1 protein-coding gene and 1 pseudogene are annotated in these 806 nt (G+C 54.1%); both read right to left on the bottom strand.

Annotated features, from left to right (window positions below):
* Window positions 1-21: 21 nt before the first annotated feature.
* A pseudogene (gene lom / locus R3F64_RS19365) lies at window positions 22-555 on the bottom strand (outer membrane beta-barrel protein Lom); the annotation flags it as partial.
* Window positions 556-616: 61 nt separating this feature from the next.
* Window positions 617-806, bottom strand: a 190-nt coding sequence (locus tag R3F64_RS19360) for a phage tail tip domain-containing protein (RefSeq protein ID WP_205245762.1), incomplete at its 5' end; no start/stop codon positions are given.

Raw genomic sequence — 806 nt, 5'->3', positions numbered from 1 at the left:
AATTCCCCTTGATCAGAAGGGGGACGCTGCCGGATTAATCTGTATACCTGCACTCCACGCCACTGAGGTATGCCGCATTGCACTTTCGTCCCTGGCAGTGGTCGTCTCTTTCATATACCCGGGAGTGATTTCCGTCTTACGGTAATCCATTGTACTGCCGGACCACCGACTGTGAGCCACTCCGGCCATGGCGTACGCACTGACCTGCTTACTGATTTGTAAAACCGGTCCGGCCATCACGCTCACATAACGTCCACGCAGGCTCTCATAGTGAAACGTATCCTCCCCGGTCATCACTGTGCTGCTCTTTTTCGACGCGGCGAACCCCAGGGAAGCCATCACCCCCACACTGTCCGTCAGCTCATAACGGTACTTCACGTTAATCCCTTTCAGATGACTCACACCGGTATCCCCGCCCGACAACGACGGCAATGTACCCGGTTTCACTTGAAAATAGCCCACCGTAAACGTACCATGTCCACCTTCCGCACGGGCCGGAGTGACTGTCACCGCAAGTGCGGCAAAGACAGCAACGGCAATACACACATTACGCATCGTTCACCTCTCACTGTTTTATAATAAAACGCCCGTTCCCGGACGAACCTCTGTAACACACTCAGACCACGCTGATGCCCAGCGCCTGTTTCTTAATCACCATAACCTGCACATCGCTGGCAAACGTATACGGCGGAATATCTGCCGAATGCCGTGTGGACGTAAGCGTGAACGTCAGGATCACGTTTCCCCGACCCGCTGGCATGTCAACAATACGGGAGAACACCTGTCCCTTCAGTAGAAGGGGAATT

The sequence above is a fragment of the Halomonas sp. 5021 genome (assembly GCF_036663435.1).
Lineage (GTDB): Bacteria > Pseudomonadota > Gammaproteobacteria > Pseudomonadales > Halomonadaceae > Vreelandella > Vreelandella janggokensis.
This window is presented reverse-complemented; position numbering and strand designations above follow the sequence as displayed.